A 12,609-nucleotide genomic window follows, 5' to 3' on the forward strand; every position below is an offset into this window, starting at 1 on the left:
GCGGGCCGCTGCCGGGGCAGGCCGCTGCCGTCAGCCGCGTTCTGCCGCCGTCAGCCCAGTTCGAGGACGCGGGCGTGCAGCACCTGGCGCTGCTGGAGCGCGGCGCGGACCGCGCGGTGCAGCCCGTCTTCCAGGTAGAGGTCGCCCTGCCACTTCACCACGTGCGCGAAAAGGTCGCCGTAGAACGTCGAGTCCTCCGCGAGGAGCGTCTCTAGGTCCAGCTGGCCCTTGGTCGTCACGAGCTGATCGAGGCGGACCGGGCGCGGCGCGACGTCCGCCCACTGCCGGGTGCTTTCCCGGCCGTGGTCGGGGTACGGCCGGCCGTTTCCGATGCGCTTGAAGATCACACGGAAAGCCTACCGGGCAAGGCTCTCCGGGCGCAGCCATGGCGACGGAGTGCGACTCTGGGAAATGACGCCGGAAATCGGGGCAAAACGGGAACACTCAAGCCGGGAACAGGGGCAGAAGTGAGCGAGAGCCAGCCGATGCCGTCCACGACGGAAGGCGCGAACCCCTCTAACGAGTCTTCGCCGGTCGCGGGGGTGACGAGCGGAGGGGCGGGTTCCGGGGAGGGCGTCTCCGGTGAGGTCGGCAGCGGGGGCGGTGCGTTGCCTCAAGGAGCGATGGAGATCGTCGCCGGGTACGCCTTCGCCGGGCCCGCGCTGGATCTCGGGGCGCTCCTGTGGGACGGGCGGTGTCTGCCCGACGCCCAGATCCGCATTCCGCTGGCCATGCTCAACCGGCACGGGCTCGTCGCGGGCGCGACCGGCACCGGAAAGACGAAGACCCTCCAGCTCGTCGCCGAGCAACTGGCCGCGCAGGGCGTGGCGGTGTTCCTCGCGGACATCAAGGGGGACGTCTCCGGGATCTCGGTGCCGGGGGAGAGCGGCGAGAAGGTCGCCGAGCGGGCGCGGGAGGTCGGGCAGACGTGGGAGGCGCGGGGCTTCCCCAGCGAGTTCTACGCACTGGGCGGCATCGGGACCGGGATTCCCGTGCGGGCCACGATCACGAGCTTCGGCCCGGTGCTGCTCTCGAAGGTGCTGCAGCTGAACCAGACCCAGGAGCAGTCGCTCGGCCTGATCTTCCATTACGCCGACCAAAAAGGGCTGGAACTGGTCGATCTGAAGGATCTGCGGGCCGTGGTGACGTTCCTGACGTCGGACGAGGGAAAGTCCGAGCTGAAGGGGATCGGCGGTCTCTCCACGGTCACCGCGGGCGTCATCCTGCGGGCCCTTACCGCCTTCGAGGCGCAGGGCATGGGGGACTTCTTCGGGGAGCCGGAGTTCGACACGAGCGAGTTCATGCGGGCGGCGCCGGACGGGCGGGGGCTCGTGTCGGTGCTCGAACTGCCCGCCGTGCAGGACAAGCCACAGCTCTTCTCGACGTTTCTGATGTGGCTGCTGGCGGATCTCTACAACGACCTGCCCGAGGTGGGCGACCTGGAGAAGCCGAAGCTGGTCTTCTTCTTCGACGAGGCGCATCTGCTCTTCAACGGGGCGTCGAAGGCGTTCCTGGAGGCGATCACCCAGACCGTGCGGCTGATCCGCTCGAAGGGGGTCGGCGTCTTCTTCGTGACGCAGACGCCCAAGGACGTACCCGGCGATGTCCTGGCCCAGCTGGGCAACCGGGTCCAGCACGCGTTGCGCGCCTTCACGCCGGACGACCAGAAGGCGCTGAAGGCGACGGTCCGGACGTTCCCCAACTCGGCGTACGACCTCGAGGAGACGCTGACCGCGATCGGCACCGGCGAGGCGGTGATCACCGTACTGAGCGAGAAGGGCGCGCCCACGCCGGTGGCGGTGACGCGGTTGCGGGCGCCGGAGTCGTTGATGGGGCCGGTGGAGGCGGGGGCGCTGGAGGGGGCGGTGAAGGGGTCGTTGCTGTACGGGCGGTATGCGGAGGCGGTGGATCGGGAGTCGGCTTACGAGAAGTTGGCTGCGCGGCGGGTGGAGGTGGAGGCGGCTGCCGCTGAGGTGGAGAAGCCGGCGGCGAAGGGTCCTGGTTCTGCTTCCGTGGTGGACCAGGTGGTGGGGAGCGGGATCTTCAAGTCGCTTGCGCGGTCGCTGGGGACGCAGATCGGGCGGGAGATCTCGCGGTCGGTGTTCGGGACGGCTCGGCGCAGACGCTGAGGCCGGCGGCTGCGTAGCGTCTGCGTCTGCGTCTGCGCCGGCGGGGTCAGCGGTCGTTCGGCTCGGGACGCTCTTCCTGCTGGCCGTCTTCGTCGGTCTGGGCCTGGGCCTGAGGCGGGTTGGGGGCGGGGGGCGCGTTGCGTACGGCTTCGGCGCGGAGGAGGGCGTGCAGGGCCGCGTACGGGTCGATGGGCATGGGTGTCTGTCCTGTCCTCGGTTCGCTGGTGGTGGTGGGGGCCGCCGGGTGGGCGGGCCTGTCAGCAGCGGAGGACGACGGAGCGTGGGGCGGGGAGGTGCTTACGGGCGCGGGTGGGGAGGGGGTGGGGGCGGCTTCGGTGGGGGTTGCGGGGACTGCGGGGACTGCGGGGGCGCGCGGCGGGGGCGGGGCGTCTGGTGGTGACGCGGAGTGCGCTGTCGGCGGTGTCCTGGTGGGCCTCGCCAGTGGGCTCGGTGGAGACGGCCGCGGGTGGGGCGGGGGCGGCTTCGGTGGGGGACGCGGGGGCCAGGACGGTGCCGAGGAGGGCGAGGAGGACGAGGGCAGCGCGGAGCCACGCGGGGCGGGGTGGCGCGGCGCGGCTCATGAGGGGTGATGTCCCCCGGCGGGGCCCGCTTGCTGTTACCTGACGCCGAGATCCGCCCTCTTGGGCTACGGCGGACGCGGGGGCGGGGGCGGGGGCGGCTCTGCGGTGAGGGTCCGCCTCGGGTGCGGTGCCGTGCCGGTATGTCCGTCCTCGCTATCGTCCGGTGGCCGCTTGGGTGCTTCGGCGGGGGAGTGCCGGGAGTCGTGCTCCGGGCGGACATACCGGCCCGTCCCCTTGCGTCGCGCTGCCGTGTGCGGGGCGTGGGGGCGTGCTGCGGGGTCGGTCTGTTGGTGGGTGCGGGGCCGTGCCGGTATGTGCGTCCTCGTTATCGTCCGGTGGCCGTGGGGGTGCTTCGGCACCGGAGTGCTGGGAGCTGTGCTCCGGGCGGACATACCGGCCCGTCCCCTTGCGTCGCGCTGCCGGCTGCGGGGCGTGGGGCGTGCTGCCGGGGTTGTTCGGCGGGAGCGCCGCTAGGCCGCGCTGTGGGCGGGCGTACCGGCCCGTGTGGGGGCGAGCGGCCGTAGCTGGGGTGTGCAGGATCATGCAGCCTTGTTGTTGCGCGCGTTCCCCGCCAGCCCGGCGTGCTCTCCCCGCCCGCCGCGCAGCCCCCGACCCGCCACCCAACCCGTGCCAGCGAGCCATCCGCCCACACCCCGGGCAATCGGACGGGTGGGCGGGAGAGGTTGGGTGGTGGGGTTGTTACTTGGGGGTGGTCTTTGCTGCTGCCTTTAGTTGTTGCTTGTGGGTGCGGACCCTCTGGAGGGATTCCGGGCCCGTGATGTCCGCGACCGAGCGGTACGCGTCCGGCTCTCCGTACGCTCCCGCCGCCTCACGCCAGCCCGCGGGACGTACGCCCAGTTGTTTGCCGAGCAGGGCCAGGAAGATCTGGGACTTCTGCTTGCCGAAGCCGGGGAGGTCGTTCAGGCGCTTCAGGAGGTCCTTGCCGGAGGTGGCGCCCTCCCACAGGGCGGTGGGGTCGCCCTCGTAGTGCTCGACGAGGTACGCGCAGAGTTGCTGGATCCGCTTCGCCATCGATCCCGGATAGCGGTGCACCGCCGGTTTGGTGGAGAGCAGCGCGGCGAACTCGTCGGGGTCGTACGCCGCGATCTCGTGCGCGTCGAGATCGTCCGCGTTCAGCCGCCGCGCGATCGTGTGCGGGCCCGCGAACGCCCACTCCATCGGGACCTGCTGATCGAGCAGCATCCCGACGAGCGCGGCCAGCGGACTGCGGCCGAGCAGCTCATCGGCTTCCGGCTCCTGGGCCAGGTGCAGGGTGACGTCCATGGAGTCGATCATCCCCCGGGGGGTGGCGGTTCGCACGGTGCGCCGGAGGGAGGGGGTGGAAAACCGCGTGCGGCCGCAGGGCTGCTCCTACTACCCTCGCCGCATGTCTACGCCCCGCATCTCCTAGCCAGGACACCGGTCTCCACGTCACCCGTGTGTCCATTCGCTACTGCGGAGCGTTACCCCATGATCACCGCCCGACGCATCGACGTCCGCGTCGGCGCCCGGCTCCTGCTGGCCGGCGCCTCCTTCCACATCGCCCCCGGCGACCGCATCGGCCTCGTAGGCCGTAACGGCGCCGGCAAGACCACCCTGCTCAAGACCCTCGCGGGGCAGCTCGCCCCCGCAGCGGGGACCCTCGACCGCACCGGCTCCGTGGGCTACCTAGCCCAGGACCCCGCCGCCGCCGACCCGCACGGCACCGTCACGGCCCGCATCCTCTCCGCCCGCGGCCTCGACCGCGCGGCGCAGGCCCTGCGTACCGCCGAGAGCGCCATGGCCGCCGCCACAAGCGCCGGTGAGCAGCGGCGGGCCATGGCCGCCTACGCCCGCGCGGACGACGCGTTCCAGGCGCGGGGCGGGTACGCCGCCGAGGCGGAGGCCGCCCGCGTGGCCGCCGGGCTCGGGCTGCCCGCGCGCACCCTGGACGCGCCGGTGGGCCACCTCTCCGGCGGCCAGCGGCGCCGCGTCGAGCTCGCCCGGATTCTCTTCTCGCGCCACGACACCCTGCTGCTCGACGAGCCGACCAACCATCTGGATGCCGACTCCGTCGGCTGGTTGCGGGGGTATCTCGGGGGCTATCCCGGTGGGCTCGTTCTCGTCAGTCATGACGTCGAGCTTCTTGGGGACACCGTCAATCGTGTGTTCGAGGTCGATCCCGGTCGTGCCTCCCTCGACGTGCACAACACCGGCTGGCACACCTATCGCGAACAGCGCGCAGCGGACGAGCGGCGCCGCGGCCGCGAGCGGGCCAGCGCCGAGCGGAAGGCCGCCTCGCTGCGCAGCCAGGCGGAGAAGATGCGCTCGCACGTCGCCACCGCCACCGCCGCGAAGAACATGGCCCGCCGCGCCGACCGGATGCTCGCCGCCACCGAGCCCGTGCGCCGCGCCGAGCGCGTCGCACGCATCCGGCTGCCCGAGCCCGCCGCCTGCGGGCGGACGCCGCTCGGTGCGGTCGCTCTGGTGAAGGCGTACGGGGAGCGGAGGGTGCTGGACGGTATTGATCTCGCCGTCGACCGGGGGAGCCGGCTCGTCGTCCTCGGGCTCAACGGGGCCGGCAAGACCACCCTGCTCAGGGTCCTCGCCGGTGCCGAACTCCCGGACAGCGGACGCGTGGTGCACGGCCACGGTGCCCGGCTCGGCTACTTCGCGCAGGAGCACGACACCCTCGACGGCGGGATGACCGTGCGGGAGAACCTCGCCGCCGCCGCGCCCGGCCTCACGGACGGCGAGGCGCGGGGCGTCCTGGGGTCCTTCCTGTTCCGCGGGGACGACGCCGACAAGCCCGCCGCGGTGCTCTCCGGCGGCGAGAAGACCCGGCTCGCGCTCGCGGGGCTCGTGCACTCGGGGGCGAACGTCCTGCTCCTCGACGAGCCGACCAACAACCTCGACCCGGCATCGCGCGACGAGGTGCTCGGCGCGGTGGGCACGTATCCGGGGGCGATCGTGATGGTGACGCACGACGAAGGGGCCATCGACGCGCTGCGGCCCGATCGCGTGCTGCTTCTGCCGGACGGGACCGAGGATCTCTGGGGCCCGGACCATCGGGAGCTCGTCTCGCTCGCCTAGCTCGCCTCTGTGCTTGCATACGGCGATGAGTCACGCCCCGGCCCCCTGCGTCCGCCCCCGCCATGCCGCCGACCTCCCCGCCTGCGTGGAAGCCCTCGCTCAGGTGCACGTGGCCGACGGCTATCCCGCCAACTGGCCGGCGCGGCCCGCCGGTTGGCTGGCCGGGGGCTCCGTCGTCGGGGCCTGGGTCGCCGAGCTCGGCGGGCGCGTCGTGGGGCACGTCTCGCTCTGCCGGAGCGGGGAGGGCGACGTGGCGCCCGTTCTGTGGAGCGGGCGCACGGCCGTGGCGGTCGACGAGATCGCCGTGGTCAGCCGGCTGTTCGTCGCGCCGGGGGCCCGCGGGCACGGGCTCGGGGCGCTGCTGCTGGCGCGGGTCGTGGCGGAGGCGGGGGAGTTGGGGTTGTTCCCTGTGCTGGACGTCGTCGCGTCCGATGTCTCTGCGACCGCGCTCTACGAACGTACGGGATGGCGGTTCCTCGGGACCGGCGAGCAGCACTGGAGTCCGCGGCAGACCGTCACCGTGCGGTGTTACGCCGCGCCGGAGCTCCCGGCAGAGGTCTCCCCGAGCTGAGCCACCGCGTCCCGTAGCGCGTCGAGGAGTCCTTGCACCGCCGGGCGGTCCGGCGCCGGGCCCCGCACCGCCGCGTAGATCGAACGGACCGGCACCGGGTTGTGGACCTCGCGCACGACCACCCCGGAGTGGGGTGTGTCCAGGCCCAGTTCCGGGACCAGGCTGACGCCGAGACCCGCGGCGACGAAGCCCTGCGCCGTGGCGTAGTCCCCGCTCTCCACCACGAAGTCCGGACTGAAACCCGCCGCGCCGCACGCTTCGAGGATGGGGTCGAGGCAGGGCCCCGGCGACTCGCTGGCGACCCACGGCTCGTCGGCCAGGTCCGTCATGTCGATGAGCCGCTTCGCCGCGAGCGGGTGCCCGGCCGGGAGTACGGCGTGATAGCGGTCGTCCAGGAGGTGCTCGAACCGGACGCCGTCCACGCCCAGTTGGCCCTGCGGCCGGACCACCAGGGCCAGATCCGCGTGCCCGTCGCGCACCTCCGGCATCGGGTCGTCGGGATCGGCCAGCTTCAGCTCGACCCGCACATCCGGCTGCGCTCGCCGCAGCGAGGCCAGGGCCGGGGCGACGAGCGCCGCGCCCGCCGTCGTGAAGTACCGCATCGATACCCGGCCCGTGCGCCCCGACCGCAGCCCGGCGAGCGCGGTCTCCGCCTCGGCGAGCTGCTTGCCGATCGCCACCGCGTACTCGGTGAGGAGGCGCCCGGCGTCCGTGGGCCGCACCCCGCGCCCGGTGCGCTCCAGGAGGGCGATGCCCGCCTCCTTCTCCAGGGCGGCCATCTGCTGGCTCACCGCGGAGGGCGTGTACCCGAGGTTCCGTGCCGCCGCGGTCACCGAGCCGCTGGTGACCACCGCCCGGAGGACTTGCATGCGCCGCGTATCAAGCATGCAGTCCAGCTTAATGCTGCCCCGCAAGCCTTACGTACAACTAATGGGGAGGGTGGGGCCGCGATGGATAGGGTCGGCAGCCGGTGAGCGAGAAGTGGGCCACCCGCGATCGAGCAGTGAGCGTCAACTGAGCCTGTCAGCAACGGACCTGTCAGCAACGGATCTGTCAGCAACGGATCTGTCAGCAACGGATCTGTCAGTAACGGACCTGTCTGTAACGAAGGAGTGGAACATGTCCTATCCGGAGCCGCGCTATCTCGGCGAAGAAGGCGAGATCAACGCGGTGTTCAGGCCCGCCGACCAGGAGCCCGAGCTGGTCCGCCCCGGCGGCAACCGCACGCATTACCTCGCCACGCACGCCTCCACCGGCGGCGAATTCGGCCTCTACAAAGTGGATCTGGGGCCGAAGTCGCCGGGCCCGAGCACCCATTTCCACAAGTCCATATCGGAGTCCTTCTTCGTCCTGTCCGGCCAGGTCCAGCTCTACGACGGCGACCGCTGGATCACCGGCGGCCCCGGCGACTTCCTCTACGTCCCGGTCGGCGGCCTGCACGCCTTCAAGAACGACAGCGACGACCCCGCCTCCATGATCATGCTCTTCTCGCCGGGCGCCCCGCGCGAGGAGTACTTCGAGCAGGTGGCGGAGATGGCCCAGAAGGGCGGCAAGGAATTCGGCGAGTTCCTCGTCAAGCACGACAGCTTCTTCGTCGAGCGGTGAGGGACGACGCCCGGTCTCCGTGGACGCGCTCGCCGACGGCCTGCGGGGTGTGAGCACCCGCTGGCGGACGCGGGCGACGCCCTCCAGGCACTGGTGTCCCGGCTGCGCAAAGGCCCTGCGCGAGGCGGGGACGGTGGAGTCGGTCGCGGGGGCTACCGGATCGCGGTGGCCGCCGACGACGTGGACACCCACCGCTTCGAGGAGCTGGCCGGGCAGGGCAGGCGTGAACTGGCCGCGGGTCACGCCGACGAGGCCGCGGCGACGCTCGGCGAGGCCCTCGCGCTCTGGCGGGGCGCCGCCCTAGCGGACGTCCTGGAGGCACCCTTCGCGCGCGCTGCCGCCACGCGCCGGTAGGACCTGCGGGCCGCCGCCGTGGAGGACCGCTTCGACGCGGAACTGCGTCTGGGCCGGCGAGCAAGACGATGCCGGGGGCCGCTGTCAGCGCGCGGACCGCGCGCTGACAGCGGCGGAGGGAGGTTGTCAGGGCCTGTCAGGGCCTGTCAGGACCTCGCGGCCTGGGCGACGGCCGTTCCGAAGGCGGCCATGCCTTGGGCGTTGGGGTGGAGGGGAGCCGCGATGCTGGTGGGCACCAGGCCCTCGATGTAGCGCTCGGAGGGTGCGGCGCAGGTGTCGTGACCGGCGCTGACGGCGGCGGTGTCGACGTACGTGGCGCCGTGGGCCCTGGTCTGCTCCGCGAGCACGCCGTTGAGCTGGTTCACGCGGGCCTGGAGGTAGTTGGCGTCCTTGCCCCAGAGGGGCTGGGTGGGCCAGCAGCCGTCCTTGCGGACGTAGGTGGCGTAACCCGCCACGACGATGCGGGCGTTGGGGGCGCGCCGCCGCACCTCGTCGAGGGCCTTGCCGAAGGTGGCGCTCCAGGCGTCGATGGCCTTCGCGGTGGGGTCGCCCTCGGCCGCGGCGGTGTCGGCGCAGGAGATGCCGGTGGGCTCGGGCAGGAGGTTCACGCAGCCGAGCGCCTTGCTGACCAGGCTGACGTCGTTGCCGCCGATGGTCAGGGTCACCAGGTCGGTGCTCGGCTTGAGCGCGTCGTACTGGGGCGGCAGGAGCCCGAACTGGCGGCCGGAGAAGTCGCTCACCTTCGCGCCCGAGCAGCTGACGTCGGTGAGCCGCGCGCCCAGGGCCTTCGCGGCGACGGCCGGGTAGTTCCGGTCGGAGCGCAGACAGGACAGCTGGCTCTGGCCGGGGATGAGGGGCCCCGCGGCGAACGAGTCGCCGATGGCGACGTACTCCATGGGCTCCTCGGCCTGCGAGGACGCCGGTGAGGGCTCATGCGATGACACCTGCGATGACACCTGCGATGACACCGCACCGGCCGGAGCCGCTCCGAGGACGCAGACGGCGGACAGGGCGGCGGCCATGACCGCGGTGGTGCGGGCGCGTGTGGGGCGCACGGGCTCTCCTGGGTGGGGTGTACCGGGGGTAACGGACGCCCTTATGATCCGGGCCATCGCGGCCTCGCTGTTCTAGGCGCGCAACCAGACTTTCCGAGGGGTCAGTTGTGACCGGTGACAAGAGCGTGGGCCGCTTCCTGATCGCCGACGTACCGGGGCTGGCCGCGACGGTCACCCGGCGCATCGCCGACGACCTGCCGGTCTACGGCCGACTGCCCGCCGAGGAACTGCACGGGGACGTACGGGCCATCGTCGACATGACGATCCGCGCCTTCGCCGACGTACTGCGCACGGAGCGCATGCCGCCCCCGGAGTTCCTCGACACGGTGCGCCGCTCGGCGGCCAGGCGCGCGGAGGAACGCCTCCCCGTGGACGCGGTCGTCAGCGCCTACCACTACGGGGCCCGCATCTGCGTCGAGGCGGTGACGGCGACGGTCGAACCGCACGAACTGATCGAGGCCCACCGGCTGCTGCTCGACTGCCTGCGCGAGATCACGGCCGCCGTCACCTCGGGGTACGTGGAGGAGAGCCAGTCACTGATAGGGGAGCGCGACGCGGCCCGGCACACGGTCCTGTCCGCCCTGCTCGACGGCCGAGGCGCCCAACTGGCAACCGCCCACCTGGGGACGCGCCTGCCGCCGTGCTATCTGGTGCTCGCCTTCACCATCGGGCGCCACCCCGACGAGGACCGCGACGACGTCGACGCCACCGTGGCATCCCGGCGCAAGATCCGACGCCTGCGTACGGAGCTGGACCGCGCCCTCGGCCACCCCGTCCTCTCCCGCCTGTCCGCCGACGAGGGCCTCGCGCTCATCCCGTCCGACATGGCACCGGACCTGGCGGCCGACACCGACCGGGCGCGACTGTCGAAACTGACGGCGTCCCTCATGACGGTCAGCGGGGTGTCCCTGACCGCGGGTCTCGCCGCGAGCACCCCGGCCGACGTCCCGCACGCCGTCCGCCTGGCCACCGAGCTGCGCGACACGGCGACGGGCACGGGACGGCCGCCGGGCGTCTACCCCCTGACCGCGCTGCTCCTCGACTACCAGCTCACCCGCGCGAGCCCGGCCCGCGCCCACCTGGCCGCGCTGCTCGCCCCGCTGGCGGACGGCCCGGACCTGCCGGCCACCCTGCGGACGTACTTCGCGTCGAACCTGGACCGCCGCGAGACGGCGGCCCGCCTGCACGTGCACCCCAACACCGTCGACTACCGCCTGCGCCGCATCGCCGCCCTGACGGGTCTCGACCTCGCCGCACACACGGATCTCCTCACGCTGCGGGCGGCGCTGACGGCGTACGACGCGGCGGCGAAGCCCTGAGGCGGTGGCCCGGCCGCCCGCCGATTGCGGGCCGGGCCGACCGGCGGGATCCTGGAGAGGTCAGCCCTGTTGAGGCATCGGCTGACAGGGGGCGCCCGGACGCCGGCGCAGAACCGCTCACCGACGGCCCGACAGGGGAGAGGCCGGGCGGGACGAAGCGGTCCGCGTCTCGGCAAGGAGCCCGTCATGGACGGCACCACACTCGACGACATGAGAGCCGCGCTCCGCGGCCCGGTCATCGGCCCGAAGGACCCCGGGTACGACAGGGCCCGCACGATGTACAACGCGATGATCGACCGGCGCCCGGCCGCCCTCGTGCGGTGCTCGGACGCGGCGGACGTGATGGCCGCCGTCGACTTCATCCGCGACCGGGACCTGGAACTCGCCGTCCGGGGCGGCGGCCACAGCGGCGCCGGGCTCTGCGAGGTCGACGACGGCGTCACCATCGACCTGTCGCCCATGCGCTGGGTACGTGTCGACCCCGTGGCGAGGACGGCCCGGGTCGGCGGCGGCACCCTGCTCGGGGACCTCGACCACGCGGCCCACGCCTTCGGCCTGGCCACCCCCGCCGGAATCATGTCGACGACGGGCGTGGGAGGCCTCACCCTCGGCGGCGGCCACGGTCACCTCACCCGCAAGTACGGCCTGACGATCGACAACCTCGTCGCCGCGGACGTCGTTCTGGCCGACGGCAGCTTCGTCACCGCGAGCGAGTCCCAGCACCCGGACCTGTTCTGGGCGCTGCGCGGCGGCGGCGGGAACTTCGGCGTCGTCACCTCGTTCCGCTTCCGGCTGCACCCGGTGGGCGACGTGGTCGTCGCGGTCACCGTGTGGCCGGTGGACCTGACGCGCGACGTACTGCGCTGGTACCGCGACTTCCTCCCGCAGGCGCCCGACGACCTGAACGGCTTCTTCGCGGCGCTCACCGTCCCGCCGGGCCCGCCGTTCCCGGAGGAGATCCACGGCCAGCGGATGTGCGGCGTCGTGTGGTGCTGGACGGGCGACCCGGACGGAGCCGAGAAGGTCCTGGCCGCGGTGCGCGAACCGGGCCCGCCGGCCTTCCACTTCACGGCGCCGATGCCCTACCCGGCGCTGCAGAGCATGTTCGACGAGCTGATCCCCACCGGCCTCCAGTGGTACTGGCGCGGCGACTTCTTCGACGAGATCACCGACGACGCCATCGACGTGCACGCCAAGTACGCCGAGAACCTCCCCACCGACCTGTCGACCATGCACCTCTACCCCGTCGACGGGGCCGCCGCCCGCGTCGACCAGGAGGACACCGCGTGGGGCTACCGCGACGCGGTCTGGTCCGGGGTCATCGGCGGCATCGACCCGGACCCCGCCAACGCCGGGGCTATCAGACAGTGGTGCGTCGACTACTGGGAGGAGCTGCACCCGCACTCCATGGGCGGCGCCTACGTGAACTTCATCGGCGAGGACGAGAACCGGAGCCGCGTGCGGGCCACGTACCGCGACCACTATGCCCGGCTCACGCGCATCAAGAACGCGTACGACCCGGCCAATCTCTTCCACGCCAACCAGAACATCGCCCCGGGAACGTCGAAGGGCCCCACCGCGAACGGTGGGGCCCTGCAACGTTAGTGCCCGGTGAGGCACTGGCGGAGGATACGAGATTCGAACTCGTGAGGGGTTGCCCCCAACACGCTTTCCAACTGTGGTGGTGGCCCCGAAGGCTCTGAACGGGGCCGTTCACCTGCGTTCACGGGCGGCCGATCGTGAGAGCGCCTACCGGGTTCCGCCTCGCCTGAACGGCCGTGAACGGTACTGAATGAGACGGAGACTGAGACGGACGGCCTTAGAAGGTTGCCTGGCCACTGCGCGTCGGTTGCTCAGCCTCATGCTTGCCGCATCCGCCACTGCTCGACGTAATGACACCTCTCCCGCTGGGTGTAACCACCG

12 protein-coding genes are annotated in these 12,609 nt (G+C 72.2%); 7 read left to right on the forward strand and 5 right to left on the reverse strand.

Annotated features, from left to right (window positions below):
- Positions 1-50: 50 nt before the first annotated feature.
- Positions 51-347, reverse strand: a complete 297-nt coding sequence (locus tag ACZ6ZP_RS41500; RefSeq protein ID WP_003955420.1) for a type II toxin-antitoxin system VapB family antitoxin — start codon at positions 345-347, stop codon at positions 51-53.
- A gap of 276 nt (positions 348-623) precedes the next feature.
- Here ACZ6ZP_RS41500 and ACZ6ZP_RS41505 point away from each other — a divergent pair, with 276 nt between their 5' ends.
- Entirely contained in the window at positions 624-2,129 is a 1,506-nt protein-coding gene (locus tag ACZ6ZP_RS41505) for a helicase HerA-like domain-containing protein (RefSeq protein WP_469410464.1), read from the forward strand.
- A gap of 46 nt (positions 2,130-2,175) precedes the next feature.
- Here the strand turns inward: ACZ6ZP_RS41505 and ACZ6ZP_RS41510 are convergent, their stop codons facing one another.
- Both ACZ6ZP_RS41510 and ACZ6ZP_RS41515 read right to left on the reverse strand, forming a co-directional pair.
- Positions 2,176-2,325 carry a hypothetical protein gene (locus tag ACZ6ZP_RS41510; protein ID WP_351167446.1) on the reverse strand — a complete coding sequence of 50 codons (150 nt, stop codon included), beginning with the start codon at positions 2,323-2,325 and terminating at the stop codon, positions 2,176-2,178.
- 1,084 nt (positions 2,326-3,409) lie between these two features.
- Positions 3,410-3,994, reverse strand: a complete 585-nt coding sequence (locus ACZ6ZP_RS41515) for an HhH-GPD-type base excision DNA repair protein (RefSeq protein WP_351167450.1) — start codon at positions 3,992-3,994, stop codon at positions 3,410-3,412.
- A gap of 186 nt (positions 3,995-4,180) precedes the next feature.
- Here ACZ6ZP_RS41515 and ACZ6ZP_RS41520 point away from each other — a divergent pair, with 186 nt between their 5' ends.
- Together ACZ6ZP_RS41520 and ACZ6ZP_RS41525 are read left to right on the forward strand one after the other, a co-directional pair.
- A complete protein-coding gene (locus tag ACZ6ZP_RS41520) occupies positions 4,181-5,782 on the forward strand; it encodes an ABC-F family ATP-binding cassette domain-containing protein (RefSeq protein WP_469410465.1) in 1,602 nt (533 codons plus the stop codon).
- Between the two features lie 25 nt (positions 5,783-5,807).
- Positions 5,808-6,353: a GNAT family N-acetyltransferase gene (locus ACZ6ZP_RS41525; protein WP_469410466.1), complete on the forward strand. Its 546-nt coding sequence runs from the start codon at positions 5,808-5,810 to the stop codon at positions 6,351-6,353.
- Here ACZ6ZP_RS41525 and ACZ6ZP_RS41530 read toward each other — a convergent pair.
- Positions 6,311-7,240 carry a LysR family transcriptional regulator gene (locus ACZ6ZP_RS41530; RefSeq protein ID WP_351167456.1) on the reverse strand — a complete coding sequence of 310 codons (930 nt, stop codon included), beginning with the start codon at positions 7,238-7,240 and terminating at the stop codon, positions 6,311-6,313. The two genes, ACZ6ZP_RS41525 and ACZ6ZP_RS41530, sit on opposite strands and share 43 nt — an antisense overlap.
- 232 nt (positions 7,241-7,472) lie before the next feature.
- Between ACZ6ZP_RS41530 and ACZ6ZP_RS41535 the strand changes: the two genes are divergently transcribed.
- The gene (locus tag ACZ6ZP_RS41535) at positions 7,473-7,958 is read left to right on the forward strand and encodes a cupin domain-containing protein (RefSeq protein WP_351167458.1); all 486 of its coding nucleotides are present in this window, start codon (positions 7,473-7,475) and stop codon (positions 7,956-7,958) included.
- A 165-nt stretch (positions 7,959-8,123) separates the two neighbouring features.
- Positions 8,124-8,312 carry a BTAD domain-containing putative transcriptional regulator gene (locus tag ACZ6ZP_RS41540; protein WP_469410467.1) on the forward strand — a complete coding sequence of 63 codons (189 nt, stop codon included), beginning with the start codon at positions 8,124-8,126 and terminating at the stop codon, positions 8,310-8,312.
- 146 nt (positions 8,313-8,458) lie between these two features.
- On the opposite strand, the gene ACZ6ZP_RS41545 is transcribed toward ACZ6ZP_RS41540, so the two are convergent.
- The gene (locus ACZ6ZP_RS41545; RefSeq protein WP_469410468.1) at positions 8,459-9,367 is read right to left on the reverse strand and encodes an SGNH/GDSL hydrolase family protein; all 909 of its coding nucleotides are present in this window, start codon (positions 9,365-9,367) and stop codon (positions 8,459-8,461) included.
- A 107-nt stretch (positions 9,368-9,474) separates the two neighbouring features.
- Between ACZ6ZP_RS41545 and ACZ6ZP_RS41550 the strand changes: the two genes are divergently transcribed.
- The gene (locus ACZ6ZP_RS41550; RefSeq protein WP_361469632.1) at positions 9,475-10,686 is read left to right on the forward strand and encodes a PucR family transcriptional regulator; all 1,212 of its coding nucleotides are present in this window, start codon (positions 9,475-9,477) and stop codon (positions 10,684-10,686) included.
- A 186-nt stretch (positions 10,687-10,872) separates the two neighbouring features.
- Positions 10,873-12,291 (forward strand): FAD-binding oxidoreductase, encoded by a 1,419-nt coding sequence (locus ACZ6ZP_RS41555; protein WP_469410469.1) that lies wholly within the window; start codon positions 10,873-10,875, stop codon positions 12,289-12,291.
- The last annotated feature ends 318 nt before the right edge of the window (positions 12,292-12,609 follow it).

Source organism: Streptomyces sp. NPDC054047 (genome assembly GCF_055585065.1).

Excerpts from the sequence above, each read along its gene's own strand:
- ACZ6ZP_RS41525 (WP_469410466.1), top strand. The coding sequence starts at position 5,808 with ATGAGTCACGCCCCGGCCCCCTGCGTCCGCCCCCGCCATGCCGCCGAC.
- ACZ6ZP_RS41530 (WP_351167456.1), bottom strand. The coding sequence starts at position 7,240 with ATGCTTGATACGCGGCGCATGCAAGTCCTCCGGGCGGTGGTCACCAGC.
- ACZ6ZP_RS41555 (WP_469410469.1), top strand. The coding sequence starts at position 10,873 with ATGGACGGCACCACACTCGACGACATGAGAGCCGCGCTCCGCGGCCCG.
- ACZ6ZP_RS41535 (WP_351167458.1), top strand. The coding sequence starts at position 7,473 with ATGTCCTATCCGGAGCCGCGCTATCTCGGCGAAGAAGGCGAGATCAAC.
- ACZ6ZP_RS41520 (WP_469410465.1), top strand. The coding sequence starts at position 4,181 with ATGATCACCGCCCGACGCATCGACGTCCGCGTCGGCGCCCGGCTCCTG.
- ACZ6ZP_RS41505 (WP_469410464.1), top strand. The coding sequence starts at position 624 with ATGGAGATCGTCGCCGGGTACGCCTTCGCCGGGCCCGCGCTGGATCTC.
- ACZ6ZP_RS41515 (WP_351167450.1), bottom strand. The coding sequence starts at position 3,994 with ATGGACGTCACCCTGCACCTGGCCCAGGAGCCGGAAGCCGATGAGCTG.
- ACZ6ZP_RS41510 (WP_351167446.1), bottom strand. The coding sequence starts at position 2,325 with ATGCCCATCGACCCGTACGCGGCCCTGCACGCCCTCCTCCGCGCCGAA.